Origin of the sequence: Pseudomonas sp. ML96 (assembly GCF_000761545.1) — a bacterium.
GTDB lineage: Bacteria > Pseudomonadota > Gammaproteobacteria > Pseudomonadales > Pseudomonadaceae > Aquipseudomonas.
The window spans coordinates 66,765-84,582 of record NZ_JPMY01000011.1; the positions used below are offsets into that span (position 1 = coordinate 66,765).

Annotated in this window: 21 protein-coding genes; 7 read left to right on the top strand and 14 right to left on the bottom strand. The window is 64.2% G+C overall.

All coding sequences use genetic code 11. The features are described from left to right. Positions 1–15: 15 nt before the first annotated feature. Entirely contained in the window at positions 16–648 is a 633-nt protein-coding gene (locus IP89_RS09090) for an alpha/beta hydrolase (RefSeq protein WP_177326860.1), read from the bottom strand. Positions 649–780: 132 nt separating this feature from the next. Between IP89_RS09090 and IP89_RS09095 the strand changes: the two genes are divergently transcribed. Continuing rightward, the gene (locus IP89_RS09095; RefSeq protein WP_043309125.1) at positions 781–1,215 is read left to right on the top strand and encodes a YhcB family protein; all 435 of its coding nucleotides are present in this window, start codon (positions 781–783) and stop codon (positions 1,213–1,215) included. Between the two features lie 52 nt (positions 1,216–1,267). On the opposite strand, the gene cysN is transcribed toward IP89_RS09095, so the two are convergent. The 3 genes from cysN to IP89_RS09110 form a co-directional block, all read right to left on the bottom strand. Next, positions 1,268–3,160 carry a sulfate adenylyltransferase subunit CysN gene (gene cysN, locus IP89_RS09100; RefSeq protein WP_043309126.1) on the bottom strand — a complete coding sequence of 631 codons (1,893 nt, stop codon included), beginning with the start codon at positions 3,158–3,160 and terminating at the stop codon, positions 1,268–1,270. Between the two features lie 2 nt (positions 3,161–3,162). Continuing rightward, on the bottom strand, positions 3,163–4,080 hold the full coding sequence (cysD, locus tag IP89_RS09105) for a sulfate adenylyltransferase subunit CysD (RefSeq protein ID WP_043309127.1): 918 nt from the start codon (positions 4,078–4,080) through the stop codon (positions 3,163–3,165). A 123-nt stretch (positions 4,081–4,203) separates the two neighbouring features. After that, positions 4,204–4,962: a Nif3-like dinuclear metal center hexameric protein gene (locus IP89_RS09110; protein ID WP_043309128.1), complete on the bottom strand. Its 759-nt coding sequence runs from the start codon at positions 4,960–4,962 to the stop codon at positions 4,204–4,206. Between the two features lie 114 nt (positions 4,963–5,076). On the opposite strand from IP89_RS09110, the gene algW reads away from it, so the two are divergent. Continuing rightward, entirely contained in the window at positions 5,077–6,237 is a 1,161-nt protein-coding gene (gene algW / locus IP89_RS09115; protein ID WP_043309129.1) for a Do family serine endopeptidase AlgW, read from the top strand. A gap of 56 nt (positions 6,238–6,293) precedes the next feature. Here the strand turns inward: algW and hisC are convergent, their stop codons facing one another. From hisC to IP89_RS09165, 10 genes are all read right to left on the bottom strand, one after another. Further along, positions 6,294–7,349 (bottom strand): histidinol-phosphate transaminase, encoded by a 1,056-nt coding sequence (gene hisC / locus IP89_RS09120; RefSeq protein WP_043309130.1) that lies wholly within the window; start codon positions 7,347–7,349, stop codon positions 6,294–6,296. A 58-nt stretch (positions 7,350–7,407) separates the two neighbouring features. Further along, positions 7,408–8,718 carry a histidinol dehydrogenase gene (gene hisD / locus IP89_RS09125; RefSeq protein WP_043309131.1) on the bottom strand — a complete coding sequence of 437 codons (1,311 nt, stop codon included), beginning with the start codon at positions 8,716–8,718 and terminating at the stop codon, positions 7,408–7,410. A 123-nt stretch (positions 8,719–8,841) separates the two neighbouring features. Beyond that, positions 8,842–9,477 carry an ATP phosphoribosyltransferase gene (hisG, locus tag IP89_RS09130; RefSeq protein WP_043309132.1) on the bottom strand — a complete coding sequence of 212 codons (636 nt, stop codon included), beginning with the start codon at positions 9,475–9,477 and terminating at the stop codon, positions 8,842–8,844. A gap of 12 nt (positions 9,478–9,489) precedes the next feature. After that, positions 9,490–10,755, bottom strand: coding sequence for a UDP-N-acetylglucosamine 1-carboxyvinyltransferase (gene murA, locus IP89_RS09135; RefSeq protein WP_043309133.1), 1,266 nt, complete (start codon positions 10,753–10,755; stop codon positions 9,490–9,492). Positions 10,756–10,768: 13 nt separating this feature from the next. After that, positions 10,769–11,008, bottom strand: a complete 240-nt coding sequence (locus IP89_RS09140; protein WP_021701317.1) for a BolA family protein — start codon at positions 11,006–11,008, stop codon at positions 10,769–10,771. A gap of 117 nt (positions 11,009–11,125) precedes the next feature. Next, positions 11,126–11,434 carry a lipid asymmetry maintenance protein MlaB gene (locus IP89_RS09145; RefSeq protein ID WP_043309134.1) on the bottom strand — a complete coding sequence of 103 codons (309 nt, stop codon included), beginning with the start codon at positions 11,432–11,434 and terminating at the stop codon, positions 11,126–11,128. Next, positions 11,431–12,081, bottom strand: a complete 651-nt coding sequence (locus IP89_RS09150; protein WP_043309135.1) for a phospholipid-binding protein MlaC — start codon at positions 12,079–12,081, stop codon at positions 11,431–11,433. The genes IP89_RS09145 and IP89_RS09150 overlap by 4 nt, the downstream gene beginning before the upstream one ends. Then, positions 12,078–12,545: an outer membrane lipid asymmetry maintenance protein MlaD gene (gene mlaD / locus IP89_RS09155; protein WP_043309136.1), complete on the bottom strand. Its 468-nt coding sequence runs from the start codon at positions 12,543–12,545 to the stop codon at positions 12,078–12,080. Before mlaD ends, IP89_RS09150 begins: the two co-directional genes overlap by 4 nt. After that, complete coding sequence (mlaE, locus tag IP89_RS09160; protein WP_043309137.1) at positions 12,545–13,342, bottom strand: lipid asymmetry maintenance ABC transporter permease subunit MlaE; 798 nt, start codon at positions 13,340–13,342, stop codon at positions 12,545–12,547. Before mlaE ends, mlaD begins: the two co-directional genes overlap by 1 nt. After that, positions 13,342–14,151, bottom strand: coding sequence for an ABC transporter ATP-binding protein (locus IP89_RS09165; protein ID WP_043309138.1), 810 nt, complete (start codon positions 14,149–14,151; stop codon positions 13,342–13,344). Before IP89_RS09165 ends, mlaE begins: the two co-directional genes overlap by 1 nt. 246 nt (positions 14,152–14,397) lie before the next feature. Between IP89_RS09165 and IP89_RS09170 the strand changes: the two genes are divergently transcribed. From IP89_RS09170 to lptB, 5 genes are read left to right on the top strand one after another with little or no spacing between them, the layout of a single operon-like run. Then, positions 14,398–15,372, top strand: coding sequence for a KpsF/GutQ family sugar-phosphate isomerase (locus IP89_RS09170; protein ID WP_043309139.1), 975 nt, complete (start codon positions 14,398–14,400; stop codon positions 15,370–15,372). Continuing rightward, positions 15,373–15,897, top strand: coding sequence for an HAD family hydrolase (locus IP89_RS09175; protein WP_043309140.1), 525 nt, complete (start codon positions 15,373–15,375; stop codon positions 15,895–15,897). An 8-nt stretch (positions 15,898–15,905) separates the two neighbouring features. Next, entirely contained in the window at positions 15,906–16,475 is a 570-nt protein-coding gene (lptC, locus tag IP89_RS09180; RefSeq protein ID WP_043309141.1) for an LPS export ABC transporter periplasmic protein LptC, read from the top strand. Beyond that, positions 16,462–17,007, top strand: coding sequence for a lipopolysaccharide transport periplasmic protein LptA (gene lptA, locus IP89_RS09185; protein WP_043309142.1), 546 nt, complete (start codon positions 16,462–16,464; stop codon positions 17,005–17,007). Before lptC ends, lptA begins: the two co-directional genes overlap by 14 nt. Continuing rightward, a complete protein-coding gene (gene lptB, locus IP89_RS09190) occupies positions 17,007–17,732 on the top strand; it encodes an LPS export ABC transporter ATP-binding protein (RefSeq protein ID WP_043309143.1) in 726 nt (241 codons plus the stop codon). The genes lptA and lptB overlap by 1 nt, the downstream gene beginning before the upstream one ends. Positions 17,733–17,818 lie beyond the last annotated feature (86 nt).

Below are 17,818 nucleotides of genomic sequence, written 5' to 3' on the forward strand. Positions count from 1 at the left end.
GGTATTCGCTTCAACTTATTGGATACGGGGCTGAACCAGCTCTTTCAGCTCGGGCAGCTTGCCGTGAAAAAAGTGGCCGCATTCTGCCACCTTCAGCAGCTCATGGGCACGCGGCAGCGCTGCCGACCAGGCGTAGACCGCCTCGGGCTCCACCACTTCGTCCTGTTCCGGCTGCACCACCACCAGCTCACCACCTTGCGGCAGGTGCTCGGGAGCCTGCAGGCGATGCACCGCCGGCGCGACCATGAACAGCCGGGGAATGGCGACGCCCTGATCTTCCAGACGCCCGGCCAAGGCGCCAGCAACGAAACCACCGAAGGAGAAACCGAGCAGGGTCAGCGGCAGCGCGGGGTACTGCTGGCGCAGCCAGTGCGCCACCGCCTCGGCGTCATCCACCTCGCCACTGCCCATGTCATGGCTGCCGGCACTGGCGCCGACGCCACGATAGTTGAAGCGCAGGGTGTGGTAGCCCATGTCGCGCACCGAGCGCTGCAAGGTGGAGACCACCTTGTTGAGCATGGTGCCGCCCTGGACCGGGTTGGGATGGCAGATCAGGGCAACGCCCTGGGCGTCCGGCACTTCACAGAACAGGGCTTCGAGCTGGCCGCAGGGGCCGTCGAGCAGCAGAGGGTTTTCGCGGATCAACAGCAGGAACTCCGTGACCCCGGGCAGGGTCGACACGTCTTGGTTAGGCACATCGCACAACAGGGCTTTGCCGCGGTATACAGCGCCGGCGAGAGCCGCTACCGTAAAACAAAGCCGCTTTCAGAGGAAGGACTCGTGGAACAATCGCTCACCCCCTGGCTGCTGCCCGCCATCGCCCTGCTGGTTGGCGTCGCCGTCGGCTTCCTGGCCGCGCGCCTGCTGCCCAACGCTGCACCCAACCGCACCCAGCGCCAGCTGGACGATCTGCAGCAACGCTTCGACAGCTACCAGAGCGAAGTAGTGACCCACTTCAATACCACTGCCAGCCTGGTGAAGAAGCTGACCCAGAGCTACCAGGACGTTCAGGAACACCTGTCGCATGGCGCCGACCGCCTGGCCGCCGACGAGGTGACCCGCCAGCGCCTGCTGGCCGCCCTCAATGCCGACGACGGCAAGGCTCCGCGCGAGCGCCTGACCCCGCCGCGCAGCACCGAGGCACCCAAAGACTACGCACCGAAAGAGCCGGATGCCCCCGGCACTTTGGACGAAGGTTTCGGCCTCAAACGCTGATCAGCAGGCATAAAAAAGCCCCGCAGAAGCGGGGCTTTTTATTGGCCGATGCTTAGATCGCGCCGCGGGCGCGCAGCAGATCCAGCACCTGCTTGACGCCCTCTTCCACCGACGAGGACTGGGTGTCGATCACCAGATCGGCATTCAGCGGCACGTCATAGGCGAAGGACTCGCCCGGGATGTTGTCGCCACCGGCGGCATACAGGCCCTGCGGATCACGCTCGGCACAGGCCTGCGGCGACGCCTGCACGTACACGGTGACCAGACGATCGCTGCCGATCAGCGCCTTGGCCTGTTCGCGGCCTTCGGCATCCGGAGCGACGAATGCCGCCAGGGTCAGCAGGCCGGCTTCGTTGAACTGGCGCGCCACATGCGCGGCACGACGCCAGTTCTCGGTACGACCGGCGCGATCCTGCGGCAGCCCCTTGTTCAGGTCGTGACGCAGGTTCTGGCCATCCAGCACGTATACGGCACGACCCATGTCGAACAGTTTGCGCTCCACGGCGTAGGCCAGGGTGCTCTTGCCAGCGCCGGACAGGCCGCTGAACAGCACGGTGGCCGGCTGCTGGCCGAAGCGTGCGGCACGCTCCTCGCTGCCGACATGGCCGACGGTGTCGCGATGACCATGGCCGGCCTGCGGCGCGGCAATGATCATGCCGGCGCCGACGGTGCCGTTGGTCAGGCGGTCGATGACGATGAAGGCGCCGGTGGTGCGGTTCTGCGCATAGCCGTCGAGGGCGATCGGCGCATCCAGGGCGATCTTGACCTTGGCGATCTCGTTCAGCTGCAGGCTGCTGGTGGCGGTCTCTTCCAGGGTGTTCACATCGACCTTGTGGGCGATGCTCGGAATCGAGCCTGGCACGTAGCTGGTGGCGCGCTTGATGTCGTATTTCTTGCCCGGCAGCATCGGCTCCTCGGACATCCACACCAGCATGGCGTCGAAGCTGTCGGTGACCTGGGGACGGTTGTCGGCATGCACCAGCATGTCGCCACGCGATACGTCGATCTCGTCTTCCAGGGTCAGGGTGATCGCCTGGCCCGGACCGGCCTGTTCCAGTTCACCCTCGAAGGTGACGATGGACTTGACCTTGCTGCCCTTGCCCGACGGCAGGGCAATGACTTCGTCGCCCTTGCGCACGATGCCGCTGGCCAGAGTGCCGGCGAAGCCACGGAAGTTCAGGTTCGGGCGATTGACGTATTGCACCGGGAAGCGCATGTCGTCGAGATTGCGGTCGCCGGAGACTTCCACGGTCTCGAGGATTTCCATCAGCGACTGGCCGCTGTACCAGGGCGAGCGCTCGGACTTGTTGACCACGTTGTCGCCCTTCAGCGCCGACATCGGCACGAAGTGCAGCGAATTGGTCTTCAGGTTGATCTTCTCGGCGAACTGCAGGTAGTCGGCCTTGATCTGCTCGAACACACCCTCGTCGAAGCCCTTGAGGTCCATCTTGTTGATGGCGACGACGATGTGCTTGATGCCCAGCAGCGACGCGATGAAGCTGTGGCGCTTGGTCTGGGTCTGCACGCCGTAGCGGGCGTCGATCAGGATGATGGCCAGGTCGCAGTTGGATGCGCCGGTGGCCATGTTGCGGGTGTACTGCTCATGGCCGGGGGTGTCGGCGATGATGAACTTGCGCTTGGTGGTGCTGAAGTAGCGGTAGGCCACATCGATGGTGATGCCTTGCTCGCGCTCGGCCTGCAGACCGTCGACCAGCAGCGCCAGGTCGATGTCCTCACCGGTGGTGCCGACTTTCTTGGAGTCCTTGGTGATGGCATCCAGATGGTCTTCATAGATCATCTTGGAGTCATGCAGCAGGCGGCCGATCAGGGTGCTCTTGCCGTCATCGACGTTGCCGCAAGTCAGGAAGCGCAGCAGCTCTTTACGCTCGTGCTGGGCCAGATAGGCGAGGATGTCTTCGCTGATCAGTTCGGATTGGTGCGACATAATTAGAAGTACCCCTGACGTTTCTTCTCTTCCATCGAGCCGGAAGAGTCATGGTCGATAACTCGGCCTTGGCGCTCAGAGGTTTTGGCCAACAGCATTTCTTGAATGATTTCCGGCAGAGTGCTGGCGGTGGACTCCACGGCGCCAGTCAGCGGGTAGCAGCCCAGGGTACGGAAGCGCACCATCTTCTTGTGGATGCTGGCTTTCTGCTCAGGGGTGAGGTGTTCGAGGATGCGCTCGTCGTCGATCATGATCAGCGCGCCGTTCATCTCGATCACTTCGCGCTCTTCGGCGAAATACAGCGGCACGATCGGGATCTGTTCCAGATAGATGTACTGCCAGATATCCAGCTCGGTCCAGTTGGACAGCGGGAAGACGCGGATCGACTCGCCTTTCTTGACGTTGCCGTTGTACACGTTCCACAGCTCGGGACGCTGGTTCTTCGGGTCCCAGCGGTGCTTGCTGTCGCGGAAGGAATACACGCGCTCTTTGGCGCGGGATTTCTCTTCGTCGCGGCGCGCGCCACCGAAGGCGGCATCGAAACCATACTTGTCCAGCGCCTGCTTGAGGCCCTCGGTCTTCATCACGTCGGTGTGCTTGGCACTGCCGTAGGTGAAGGGGTTCATGTCCTGCGCCACGCCATCGGGGTTGGTGTGGGTGATCAGGTCCAGACCGTACTCTTTGACCATCTTCTCGCGGAAGCTGTACATCTCCTGGAATTTCCAGCGAGTGTCCACGTGCATGACCGGGAACGGCAGTTTGCCGGGGAAGAACGCCTTGCGCGCCAGGTGCAGCATCACGGCGGAATCTTTACCGATGGAATACAGCATCACCGGGTTGTCGAATTCGGCGGCCACTTCACGAATGATGTGGATACTCTCCGCCTCGAGCTGTTTCAGGTGCGTCAGTTTGTCGAGCATGGCTTATCACAGATCTGGGAATGAACGGCCGGCGGGCCGTGGACGAGGGCGCACTCTAGCACAGCGCCCTCTTCTATTCAGGCGAGCGCTTAGAACTAAACGATCTAGTTTTATGCCCGAAAATCAGACGGGATTGGGGCAATCAATAAAGAGATGTTCGATGGCGAAACGCCGCGCCAGATAGTCGCCCAGCGCCTGTACCCCGTAGCGCTCGGTGGCATGGTGACCGGCGGCGATGAAGCTCACACCATTCTCGCGCGCACTGTGGAAGGTCTGCTCCGAGGCCTCGCCAGTGAGGAAAAGATCGACCCCAGCAGCGATGGCGTTGTCGATGTAGCCCTGGCCACCACCGGTGCACCAGCCGACCTTGCGCACCATGCCCTCACCTTCCACCAGCAGCGGTTCGCGACCCAGCACCTCCTGTACGCGACGAGCGAAGTCACGCGCGCTCAGCGGCTCGGCCAGCGAGCCGAGCAGACCGACCACCTTGGGGTTGTTCGGGTCGAGCGGGCCCTCCACGGTGATGTCGAGCTGGCGGGCCAGCTGCACGTTGTTGCCGACCTCCGGATGCACGTCCAGCGGCAGGTGGTAGGCCAGCAGGCTGATGTCGTTGCCCAGCAAAGTCTGCAGGCGGCGGCGCTTCATGCCGGTGATGCAGGCATCCTCGCCCTTCCAGAAATAGCCGTGGTGCACCAGCACCACGTCGGCCTCGGCCTCCACCGCGGCATCCAGCAGCGCCTGACTGGCGGTCACCCCGCTGACGATGCGCCGCACCTGCGGCCGGCCCTCGACCTGCAGGCCGTTGGGGCAGTAGTCGGAGATGCGGGCGGCGTTGAGGTAGCGGTCGGCTTCCTCTACCAGGGTGGTCAGGGCGATGGCCATGATTTTTCCTCGTCAAACTGATGCCGGCGCTGCCCTTCCGGGCGGTGGCGCCTCTATAATGCCGCCACCTTAAGGGCCGTCTCCGGCCCCCGCAACCCTCAGGATTTCACTTAGATGCTCAAGGCCCTGCGCTTCCTTGGCTGGCCCCTGCTGGTCGGCCTGTTGCTGGCACTGCTGCTGATCCAGCGCTACCCGCAATGGGTCGGCCTGCCCGGCAACGAAGTGCGCCTGCAGCAGGCGCCGCGCTACGGCATCGCCCAGGAAGGCCCGGTGTCCTATGCCGACGCGGTGAGCCGCGCAGCACCCGCGGTGGCCAACCTGTACACCACCAAGATGGTCAACAAGGCGTCTACCCACCCGCTGCTGGAAGACCCGGTGTTCCGCCGCTTCTTTGGAGACAACCTGCCCAAACAGCGACGCATGGAGTCGAGCCTGGGTTCGGCGGTGATCATGAGCCCGGAAGGCTACCTGCTGACCAACAACCACGTGGTGGCGGATGCCGACCAGATAGTGGTGGCGCTCAAGGACGGCCGCGAGACCCTGGCTCGCCTGATCGGCAGCGACCCGGAGACCGATCTTGCGGTGCTCAAGATCGACCTGAAGAACCTGCCGGCCATCACCCTCGGCCGCTCCGACCAGATCCAGATAGGTGACGTCACCCTGGCCATCGGCAACCCCTTCGGCGTCGGCCAGACCGTGACCATGGGCATCATCAGCGCCACCGGGCGCAACCAGCTGGGCCTCAACACCTACGAAGACTTCATCCAGACCGACGCGGCGATCAACCCGGGCAACTCCGGCGGCGCCCTGGTCGACGCCCACGGCAACCTGATCGGCATCAACACCGCGATCTTCTCCAAGTCCGGCGGCTCGCAGGGCATCGGCTTCGCCATCCCGGTCAAGCTGGCCCGCGACGTGATGAAGGCGATCATCGAGCGCGGCCAGGTGATCCGCGGCTGGCTGGGCATCGAAGTGCAGCCGCTGACCCCGGAGCTGGCCGAGTCGTTCGGCCTGCAGGGCCGCGCCGGCATCCTGGTCGCCGGCATCTACCGCGACGGCCCGGCGCAGAAGGCCGGCCTGCAGCCGGGTGACCTGATCCTGAAGATCGGCGAGGAAGCCGCCGTCGACGGTCGCCGCTCGATGAACCAAGTGGCGCGCACCCAGCCGGGTGAGAAGGTGGTGATCGAGGTGCTGCGCGGCGGCGAGACCCTGGAACTGACCGCCGAGATCGGCGTGCGCCCCCCGGCCGAAGTACAGCAGCCGCAGCAAGAATAAAAAGCCACCATGAAAAAAGGCGCCCCACGGGGCGCCTTTTTCGTTACGGCGTCGAGCTAGAGCACTTGCCCCAGGGCATCCAGCAACGCCTGGTTCTGCTCCGGATTGCCGATGGTGATGCGCAGGAACTGGGCGATGCGCTGCTGCTTGAAGTGACGCACGATGACGCCGTGCTCGCGCAGCGCCGCGGCCAGCTCGCCGGCATCCTTCTGCGGATGACGGGCGAAGATGAAGTTGGCCGCCGACGGCAGTACCTCGAAGCCCAGGCCGGCAAGCGCGGCAACCATCTGCTCGCGGCTGTCGATCACCAACTGGCAGGTCTCGCGGAAATAGGCCTCGTCCTCGAACGCCGCAGCGGCGCCGACGATAGCCATACGATCCAGCGGGTAGGAGTTGAAGCTGTTCTTGATCCGCTCCAGCGCCTCGATCAGGTCCGGATGGCCAACCGCGATGCCAACCCGCAGGCCCGCCAGCGAGCGCGATTTGGACAGGGTCTGGGTCACCAACAGGTTCAGATACTTATCCACCAGCTTGATCGCGGTCTCACCGCCGAAGTCGATGTAGGCCTCGTCCACCACCACCACGCTGTCCGGACTGCCCTGCAGCAGGCGCTCGACGGCGTCCAGCGGCAGCAGGCAGCCGGTCGGCGCGTTGGGGTTGGGGAAGATGATGCCACCATTGGGCCGCGCATAGTCCTCGGTGCGGATCTGGAACTGCTCATCCAGCGCCAGCGCCTCGTAGGGAATGCCGTACAGGCCGCAGTACACCGGGTAGAAGCTGTAGGTCACGTCGGGGAACAGCAGCGGCTTGCCGTTCTGGAACAGGCCGTGGAAGGTGTGCGCCAGCACCTCGTCGGAGCCGTTGCCGACGAACACCTGGGCGGTGCTCACGCCGTAGTAGTCGGCCACCGCCTGCTTGAGGCGGTCGCTGTTCGGGTCCGGATACAAGCGCAGGCTGTCGCTCAGCTCGGCCTGCATGGCGGCGATCGCCTTGGGCGACGGGCCGTAGGGGTTCTCGTTGGTGTTGAGCTTGACCAGCTTGGCCAGTTTCGGCTGCTCACCCGGCACGTAGGGCACCAGGTCCTTGACGAAGGGGCTCCAGAATTTGCTCATCTGCCCTTCTCTCCTCGATTCGATTTTCAGTGAGGCGCGCAGCGCGCGCCTGCGCGATTCAGTTCTTGATGCGGTACTCGGCGCTGCGCGCGTGGGCGGTCAGTGACTCGCCACGAGCCAGCACGGAGGCGACCTTGCCCAGCTCGGAGGCACCTTCAGCCGAGCAATGGATGATCGACGAGCGCTTCTGGAAGTCGTACACGCCCAGCGGCGAGGAGAAGCGCGCGGTACCGGAGGTCGGCAGCACGTGGTTGGGGCCGGCGCAGTAGTCGCCCAGGGCCTCAGCGGTGTAACGACCCATGAAGATCGCACCGGCATGGCGGATCTGCGGCAGGTACTGCTCGGGATTTTCCACCGACAGCTCCAGGTGCTCCGGCGCGATACGGTTGGCCACCTCGATGGCCTGGGCCATGTCGGAGACCTGGATCAGCGCACCACGACCTTCCAGGGAAGTGCGAGCGATGGTTTCGCGTTCCAGGGTTGGCAGCAGCTTGGCGATGCTCTCGGCCACGCGGTCGAGGAAGGCGGCATCCGGGCTGACCAGGATCGACTGCGCGTCCTCGTCATGCTCGGCCTGGGAGAACAGGTCCATGGCGATCCAGTCCGGATCGGTCTGGCCATCGCAGACCACGAGGATCTCCGACGGGCCGGCGATCATGTCGATGCCGACCTTGCCGAACACGTGGCGCTTGGCGGTAGCCACATAGATATTGCCGGGGCCGACAATCTTGTCCACCGGCGGCACGCTCTCGGTGCCGTAAGCCAGCGCGGCCACGGCCTGGGCGCCACCGATGGTGAACACGCGATCGACGCCGGCCACGCAGGCGGCAGCCAGGACGATCTCGTTGATCTCGCCACGCGGGGTCGGCACCACCATGACCACTTCAGGCACACCGGCGACCTTGGCCGGAATCGCGTTCATCAGTACCGACGACGGGTACGAGGCTTTGCCGCCCGGCACGTACAGGCCGGCGCGATCCAGCGGGGTGACCTTCTGCCCCAGCACCGTGCCGTCGGCCTCGGTGTAGGTCCAAGAGTCCTGTTTCTGCCGCTCGTGGTAAATGCGCACGCGCTCGGCGGCCTTCTCCAGCGCGGCGCGCTGCTCGGTGCTGATGCGGGTCAGCGCCAGTTCCAGGCGCTCGCGCGGCAGGATCAGGTCGGCCATGGACGCGACCTGCAGGCCGTCGAACTTCTCGGTGAACTCGACCAAGGCAGCGTCGCCGCGGCTACGCACGGCGGCAATGATGTCGAGCACGCGCTGATTGACCGCGTCGTCCGACACGCTTTCCCAGCTCAGCAGATGATCCAGGTGTCGGGCGAAGTCCTGGTCAGCAGCATTGAGTCGGCGGATGGCGGTAGGAGCGGTCATAGCGGGCCTCATGTTTGGCTATTGCTCGGGCGTCGCTAGGCTACCAAGCCCACCGTATGGACGCCCGAGAAAAGTGGCTATGACACGGATAGGCAGACGCGGCGTAACACCGCGTTGAGGGTATTAGCTTTGGTGTCGCGCCTCGACGGCGCCACGCAGGGTCTCGATCAGCGCCTGGATGCGACCATGCTGCATCTTCATCGAAGCCTTGTTGACGATCAGTCGCGAGCTGATGTGGGCGATCAGCTCCTGGGGCTCCAGACCGTTGGCACGCAGAGTATTGCCGGTATCGACTACGTCGATGATCTTGTCGGCCAGGCCGACCAGCGGTGCCAGCTCCATGGAGCCGTACAGCTTGATCACGTCGACCTGGCGGCCCTGCTCGGCATAGTAGCGCTTGGCGACATTGACGAACTTGGTGGCAACGCGCAGGCGACCTTTCGGCTCCGGCGCACCGACCTTGCCGGCGGTCATCAGCTTGCAGTTGGCGATCTGCAGGTCGAGCGGCTCGTACAGGCCCTGGCCACCGTACTCCATCAGCACGTCCTTGCCGGCCACACCGAGGTCGGCGGCGCCGTGCTCGACATAGGTCGGCACGTCGGTGGCGCGCACGATCAGCAGCTGCACGTCATCCTGAGTGGTCGGGATGATCAGCTTGCGGCTCTTTTCCGGATTCTCGGTCGGTTCGATACCTGCCGCGGCGAGCAGCGGCAGGGTGTCGTCGAGAATGCGGCCCTTGGACAGCGCGATGGTCAGCATGAAATGCCCTTACTAGCCCGGCACGCGGCGGATCTTGGCGCCGAGCAACTGCAGTTTTTCCTCGATGCACTCGTAACCACGGTCGATGTGGTAGATGCGGTCGATCAGGGTTTCGCCCTCAGCGACCAGTGCGGCGATCACCAGGCTGGCGGAAGCACGCAGGTCGGTGGCCATGACCGGAGCGCCCTTGAGTGCCGGCACGCCGGTGACGATGGCGGTGTTGCCTTCGACCAGGATCTGCGCGCCCATGCGGTTCATCTCGTAGACGTGCATGAAGCGGTTCTCGAACACGGTCTCGATGACGGTGCCGGTACCCTCGGCAATAGCGTTGAGGGAGATGAACTGGGCCTGCATGTCGGTCGGGAAGGCCGGGTACGGCGCGGTGCGCACGTTGACGGCCTTCGGACGCTTGCCCTTCATGTCCAGCTCGATCCAGTCGGCGCCGGTGGTGATCTCGGCGCCTGCTTCCTGCAGCTTGGCCAGGACGGCTTCGAGGATGGTCGGATCGGTGTCTTTCAGCTTGACGCGGCCACCGGTGGCAGCAGCGGCCACCAGGTAGGTGCCGGTCTCGATACGGTCGGGCATCACGCTGTAACGACCGCCACCCAGGCGCTCGACGCCTTCGATGGTGATGGTGTCGGTACCAGCGCCGCTGACCTTGCCGCCCATGGCGTTGATGAAGTTGGCCAGGTCGACCACTTCTGGCTCACGCGCGGCGTTTTCCAGCACGGTACGGCCCTTGGCCAGGGCCGCGGCCATCATGATGTTCTCGGTACCGGTCACACTGACGATATCGAAGAAGAAGTGCGCACCGCGCAGGCCGCCGGCCGGAGCCTTGGCCTTGATGTAGCCGCCTTCGACGGTGATCTCGGCGCCCATGGCCTCGAGGCCACGGATGTGCAGGTCGACCGGACGCGAGCCGATGGCGCAACCGCCAGGCAGGGCCACTTCGGCTTCGCCGAAGCGCGCGACCATCGGGCCGAGCACCAGGATCGAGGCGCGCATGGTCTTCACCAGCTCATAGGGCGCGACCAGGGTCTTGATGGTGCTGGCATCGACTTCGACGCTGAGTTTCTCGTCGATGATCGGCTGCACGCCCATGCGGCCGAACAGCTCGATCATGGTGGTGATGTCGTGCAGGTGCGGCAGATTGCACACGGTGACCGGGGTATCGGCCAGCAGGGTGGCGGCAAGGATCGGCAGCGCGGAGTTCTTCGCGCCGGAAATACGGATTTCGCCGTCGAGGCGGATACCGCCGGTGATGATCAGTTTGTCCATTCGAGTCTCGGGCTCAAGAACGCTCGGCCCAGGAGGCCTGGCTGAAGAATTTCATGGTCACGGCGTGGATGGCGCCACTGGCGATCCACTCGTTGAGGTGGGCATAGATCTGTTGCTGGCGCTTGACCGGGCTGAGCGCAGCCAGCTCGTCGCTGATCAGGTTCAGCTGGAAGTTGCAGCCTTCACCCTCCACCTCGACGCGGGTGTTGGGCAGTTTGGCCTCCAGGAGGTTCTTAACTTCTACGGCCTGCATGCTCAACCTCGATCGGCGCAAAAAGAATTCATGGGCGGGCCAAGGCTCGCGGGTCGGCAATCATACAAAAAAGCCCCCCGCCTGCGAAGCCCGGCAGACGGAGGGCTGTGACGAGACTCAGGCCGGTAGGCCGAGCAGCTCGTGCAGGCCGGAGACGCGGGCGATGCCCTGCATGTCCTGCGGCAGGCCGCGGACCACCAGGGTCTTGCCGGCCTTGGCGGCGTCGCGCATGAAGGCCAGCAACAGGGACAGGCCCACGCTGCTGGACTTCTCCACCGCGGCGCAATCGAGCACCAGCTCGCGAGCCGGGCTGGCCGCGATCAGCTCGCGCCCCGACTCGCGCAGGGCCGGGCCGCTGCGATAGTCGAGCACGCCGGCGAGCTGCAGCTCGCCGTTCGCGCCCTGACGAATCACGGCATCGCTCATTGACCGCCCGCCTGCTGGCCTTCGGCGCTTTCCTTGGCCTTGGCCACCACTTCGGCCCAGCCGTCGATGGTCTTGTCCAGATCATTGCCATTGCGCTGCATGCTGTCGGCGAACTGGTCGCGGAACAGCTTGCCGACGTTGATGCCGTTGATGATCACGTTGCGCAGCTTCCACTGGCCGTCGATCTGCACCATGGTGTAGGACACCGGGTAGACGGTGCCCTTGTTGTCCTTGACCTCCATGCCAACACTGGCGCGGTCGGCGCCCTCGGCCTTGGCCGGCAGCACGCGGATACCCTGGTTGTCGTATTCCAGCAGGGCGTTGCCGTAGAACTGCATCAGGCTGCGCTTGAAGTTCGCCTCGAAGCGCTTCATCTGCTCGTCGCTGGCACTGCGCGAGTACTTCACGGTCATGATGCTGCGCGAGATGCCTTCGCTATCGACCACCGGGCCGAGGATGCGCTCCAGGCTGTCGTAGAAGGACTGCGGGTTCTGCTTGTAGCTGGCCTTGTTGGCAGTGAGGTCGCCGAGCAGCTCGTCGGTCGTGCTCTTCACCACGTCATGCGCGGTCGGAGCGGCCACGGCTACCAGCGGCAGGCTGGCCAGCAGGATCAGCAGGCCACGGCGCAACAGGTTGTAGGTGCTCATTTGCTTTCCTTGTTCACCGAATTCATCAGGAATTTGCCGATCAGGTCTTCCAGCACCAGCGCCGACTGGGTGTCGTGGATGGTGCCGCCATCCTTGAGCAGGTCTTCCTCGCCGCCGACGCTGATGCCGATGTACTTCTCGCCCAGCAGGCCAGCGGTGAGGATGGAGGCAGTGGAGTCCATCGGCAGGTTGTCGACGCGCTTCTCCAGCTCCATAGTGACCCGACCAGTGTAGCTGTCGCGGTCCAGGTCGATGGCGGTGACCTTGCCGATGGTCACACCCGCCATGGTCACCTTGGCTCTAGTGGTAAGACCGGCAATATTGTCGAAGTTCGCATACAGCTTGTAGGTGTCGCCCGAGCCAGCGGGGGACAGGCCACTGACCCGCAGGGCGAGCAGCAGCAGCGCCAGCAATCCGGCCAGCAGGAACAGGCCGACGCCGATTTCCAGGGAGCGGCTTTGCATCAGAGATCTCCAAACATCAGGGCGGTCAGAATAAAGTCGAGGCCGAGCACGGCGAGGGAGGCGTAGACCACGGTCTTGGTCGTGGCGCGGCTGATGCCCTCGGAGGTCGGCTCGCAGTCGTAGCCCTGGAACACGGCGATCCAGGTTACGACGAAGGCGAACACCATGCTCTTGATCACGCCATTGAGCACGTCTTCGGTGAATTGCACGCTGTTCTGCATGTTCGACCAGAACGAGCCTTCATATACACCCAGCCAGTCAACGGCGACCATCGCCCCGCCCCAGATGCCGACCACGCTGAAGATCGCGGCCAGCAGCGGCATGGAGATGAAGCCGGCCCACAGGCGCGGAGCGATGATGTACTTGAGCGGGTCGACGCCGATCATTTCCAGGCTGGACAGCTGCTCGGTGGACTTCATGTTGCCGATCTCGGCGGTCAATGCCGATCCAGCACGACCGGCGAACAGCAGGCCGGTCACCACCGGGCCCAGCTCGCGCAGCAGAGTCAGGGCCACCATCTGCCCCACAGCCTGCTCGGATCCGTAGCTGGTGAGGATGTTGTAGCCCTGCAGGGCCAGCACCATGCCGATGAACAGGCCAGCCACCACGATGATCGGCAGCGACAGCACGCCCACCGAGTAGAGCTGGCGAATCAGCAGTTGGCCGCCATTGCGCAGGCCACTGCGACCGAACAGCGAGCTGAGCAGGAACAGGGCCGAACGGCCCATGGACTGCACCACATCGATACCAGCTCGACCCAGTAGCGCAATGCGCTCAAGGGGGGACTTCCTACGCATCAGCGCGCTCCCAGCAAATCGTCGAGATAGCCCGGCGCCGGGTAGTGGAAGGGTACCGGACCGTCCGGAATGCCCTTCATGAACTGCTGGATGCGCGGATTATCGGAATTCATCAGTTCAGCCGGCGTGCCCTGCCCCAGCACCTGGCCATCACCCACCACATAGAGGTAGTCGGCGATGCTGGCGGTCTCGGCCAGGTCGTGGGAAACCACGATACTGGTGATGCCGAGAGCGTCATTGAGCAGGCGAATCAGGCGCACCAGTACGCCCATGGCGATGGGGTCCTGACCGACGAACGGCTCGTCGTACATTAGGATCTGCGGGTCCAGGGCAATCGCCCGGGCCAGCGCCACACGGCGCTTCATGCCACCGGAAAGCTCGTCCGGCATCAGCTCGACGGCACCACGCAGGCCAACGGCCTGCAGCTTCATCAGCACGATGTCGCGGATCATCTCGTCAGACAGCTTGGTGTGCACGCGCAGCGGAAACGCGACGTTCTCGAACACATCAAGGTCGGTGAACAGTGCGCCGCTCTGGAACAGCACGCCGAACTGCTTGCGCATGTCGAACAGGTCGGCACGCGACAGAGTCGGCAAATTCTGCCCATTGACCCACACCTCGCCGCTCGCCGGCTTGAGCTGGGCGGCGATCAGGCGCAACAGGGTGGTCTTGCCGCAACCGGAAGGCCCCATAATGCCGGTGACCTTGCCGCGCGGAATGCGGATATCGACGTTGTCGAAGATGTTGCGCGCGCCGCGCTTGAAGGTCAGCCCCTTCAACTCGACGGCATAGGCGTTATCGGCGCTCATCCAAACTCCTTGTTACACAGCCCTTCCTGGGTCAGACGCCATAACCCGCGACGGGGATACCTGGCGCCGCAGTCAGGGCCGAACAGGGCGCGGAATATAGCACTGGCGGGCCTGCCAGCCCAAGGCCGTGCAACTTTTTCATAACATTCGGTCACAGGATAAGCCTGCCGTCGCGCCCACAGGTGAGCCAACGCGCCTTTGGCGTTATAATCCGCGTCTTTTATGCCGAGCATCGCAAAGCCCCTCATGAGCCAGACCAGCGACCTGATCCAGTCCGCACAGCGCACCATCCGCCTCGAGACCGAGGCCGTGAACAGCCTGCTCAGCCGCATCGACGCCGATTTCGTGCGCGCCTGCGAGATGATCCTGACCTGCAAGGGCCGCGTAGTGGTGGTCGGCATGGGCAAGTCCGGCCATGTCGGCAACAAGATCGCCGCCACCCTGGCCAGCACCGGCACCCCCTCTTTCTTCGTGCACCCGGCCGAAGCCAGCCACGGCGACATGGGCATGATCACCCGCGATGACGTGGTCCTGGCCCTGTCCAACTCCGGTTCCACCGCCGAAATCGTCACCCTGCTGCCGCTGATCAAGCGTCTGGGCATCCAGCTGATCAGCATGACCGGCAACCCCGAATCGCCGCTGGCCAAGGCAGCCGAGGTCAATCTCGACGCCCGCGTTGCCCAGGAAGCCTGCCCGCTGAATCTGGCGCCGACCTCTTCCACCACCGTGTCCCTGGTCCTCGGCGACGCCCTGGCCATCGCCCTGCTGGAAGCCCGCGGCTTCACCGCCGAAGACTTCGCCTTCTCCCACCCGGGTGGCGCGCTTGGCCGCCGCCTGCTGCTCAAGGTGGAGAACGTGATGCATGCCGGCGAGCGCCTGCCACTGGTACAGCGCGGCACTTCGCTGCGCGAGGCGTTGCTGGAGATGACCCGCAAGGGCCTGGGCATGACCGTGATCGTCGAGGCCGACGGCAAGCTGGCCGGGGTCTTCACCGACGGCGACCTGCGCCGCACCCTGGACAAGGGCATCGACGTGCGCGACGCCAGCATCGACCAGGTGATGACCCTGCACGGCAAAACCGCACGCGCCGAGATGCTCGCCGCCGAGGCGCTGAAGATCATGGAAGACCACAAGATAAATGCACTGGTCGTGGTGGATGCCGAGGACAAGCCGGTAGGCGCCCTCAACATGCACGACCTGCTGCGCGCCGGAGTGCTGTAAATGACCGCCGAACTGCTGCAACGCGCCAAGGCCGTGAAACTGGCCATCTTCGACGTCGACGGCGTACTGACCGACGGCAAGCTGTACTTCCTCGTCGACGGTAGCGAATTCAAGACCTTCAACACCCTGGACGGCCACGGCATCAAGATGCTGATCAACTCCGGCGTGCGCACCGCCATCATCAGCGGGCGCAAGACTCCGGTGGTCGAGCGTCGCGCACAGAGTCTCGGCATCCAGCACCTGTACCAGGGCCGCGAGGACAAACTGGTGGTTCTCGATGAACTGCTCGGCGAGCTGGGCCTGAGCTACGAGCAAGTGGCCTATCTGGGCGACGACCTGCCCGACCTGCCGGTAATCCGCCGCGTCGGCCTCGGCATGGCCGTCGCCAGTGCCGACAGCTTCGTCCGCCAGCACGCCCACGGCGTCACCCAGGCACGTGGCGGCGAAGGCGCCGCGCGCGAATTCTGCGAGCTGATCATGCGCGCCCAGGGCAGCCTGGAAGCCGCGCAGTCCGCCTACCTCTAGGATCAAGCATGAACGGCAAGCTGCGTAATTACCTGTTCGCCCTGCTGACCGTCGCTCTGGTCGGCGCCCTCGGCTACTGGAACATTCGCCCGGAAAGCTTCATGGAGCGCCAGGCGGCCGCCGAAGCCGACAACGCCATCGACTTCTATGTCACGGGCGCCAGCACCCAGCAGTTCCAGGCAGACGGCAAGCTGCACTACGAGATGACTGCCGAGAAGCTCGAGCACATCAAGGCCACCGACATCACTCTGCTGGAAAAACCAGACCTGCAGCTGTACCGCGGCACCGCCTATCCCTGGCACGTGCGCAGCGACAAGGGCGAGGTCGGCCCCGAGGGCAAGCAGGTCGAACTGATCGACAACGTGCGCATCGCCCGCACCGATGCCAAGAACCGCCCCACTGTGATTACCAGCAGCCGCGTCACCGTATTCCCCGATGAGGAATATGCGCAGACCCAGCAAGCCGTTAGAATCGAGGCCGCCAACGGGGTGACCACGGCACAGGGAATGAAAGCGTACATGAACGACGGCAGGATCAACCTGCTGTCCAACGTAAGAGGCCAGCATGAGGTTCGTTAAAACCTTCCCCCTACTGCTCTGCCTGGGCGCCGCGCTCGGAAGCGCCAGCGCATGGGCGCTGCCCAGCGACCGCGATCAGCCGATCCGCGTGCAGGCAGACAGCGCAGAACTGGATGACAAGCAAGGCGTGGCCGTTTACCGCGGCGGCGTGGTGATTACACAGGGCACCCTGAAGATCACCGGCGACACCGTGACCATCACCCAGGATGCCAACGGCGAGATCGAGGTCTTCACCTCGGTAGGCAGACCCGCCTACTACGAGCAGAAGCCGTCCGCCGACAAGGACATCGTCAAGGCCTACGGCCTGACCATCCAGTACTACGCGACCAACGAGCGCATCGTACTGATCGACCAGGCCAAGGTGATCCAGCAGGGCAACACCTTCGAAGGCGAGAAGATCGTCTACGACACCCAGCGCCAGATCGTCAACGCCGGCCGCGCCACGGGCAGCAACGTATCGGTGCCGCGCCCGCGCATCGACATGATCCTGCAGCCACGCAAGAAGAACGAGCAAGCGGGGCAGGCGCAGTAATGGCGACCCTCAAAGCCCAGCACCTGGCCAAGGCCTACAAGGGCCGCCAGGTGGTCCGCGACGTCAGCCTGTCCATCGACAGCGGCCAGATCGTCGGCCTGCTCGGCCCCAACGGCGCCGGCAAGACCACCTGCTTCTACATGATCGTCGGCCTGGTCCAGGCCGATCAGGGCCGCGTGCTGATCGACAGCAACGACATCAGCCACCAGCCCATGCACGGTCGCGCCCGCTCCGGCATCGGCTACCTGCCGCAGGAAGCCTCGATCTTCCGCAAGCTGTCGGTGGCGGACAACATCATGGCCATCCTCGAGACCCGCAAGGACCTCGACCGCGCCGGCCGCGAAAAGGCGCTGGAATCCCTGTTGCAGGAATTCCACATCAGCCACATCCGCGACAGTCTGGGCATGAGCCTGTCCGGCGGCGAACGCCGTCGCGTGGAAATCGCCCGCGCCCTGGCCACCGAGCCGAAGTTCATCCTGCTCGACGAACCCTTCGCCGGTGTCGACCCGATCTCGGTCGGCGACATCAAGCAGATCATCCACCACCTCAAGGCCAAGGGCATCGGCGTCCTGATCACCGATCACAACGTGCGCGAGACCCTGGATATCTGCGAGACCGCCTATATCGTCAACGACGGTCAGCTGATCGCCGAGGGCGACGCCGAGACCATCCTGGCCAACCAGCTGGTCAAGGAAGTCTACCTGGGGCACGAATTCCGCCTCTGAGCTAGAGCCCCGCACGGGGCTTGCGCAAAGGGCTAGAATCATTCAAGGTCAGGCATATAATTTGCTTCCTAGGGCGGTTCGCCGCC